This is a genomic window from Halorubrum sp. Atlit-28R (assembly GCF_003665955.1).
In the GTDB taxonomy this organism is placed as follows: domain Archaea; phylum Halobacteriota; class Halobacteria; order Halobacteriales; family Haloferacaceae; genus Halorubrum; species Halorubrum tropicale.
The window spans coordinates 1-437 of sequence record NZ_QPLS01000291.1; the positions used below are offsets into that span (position 1 = coordinate 1).

At 61.6% G+C, this 437-nt stretch carries 1 pseudogene; it reads right to left on the minus strand.

The features are described 5' to 3' along the window. Nucleotides 1-437: pseudogene (locus tag DVK06_RS17970) on the minus strand (hypothetical protein); the annotation flags it as partial.

Sequence of the window (437 nt, forward strand, 5' to 3'; positions counted from 1 at the left end):
GACTTGCTCACCGTGTAGGCCTGTGCGGTGAGGTACATCGCCCAGAGGGCGTACCCGCCAGCACCGCTCCCGAGAATCGACGGGGCCGTCTCGAATGCTGCAAGCCCGAAGTTCGTCAGCGACGTCCCGATGAGAAGGACGCTAAAGTAGCCGTAGAATCCCGTCGCCCACCACATTCCGAGAACGCGACCCCATCCGGGTTGGAGATGTTCGGGCAGTCGCGTCGTGTTCATCACGAGAACGAGCGCGGTGTAGGGCCACATCATCACACCCGACATCGCGGCCCCGACGACGAGAAAGAAAAACGGCTCTTGCCCCTCGAACGGTGAGGTGAAAAGCAGGATGATGATGACACCCCAAGCGCAGAACGCGGTGAGGAGTCGCCAGAAGAGCTTCGGAAGGTCCCAGCCAGCCTCGCGCCCGTAGGATTCGTAGAG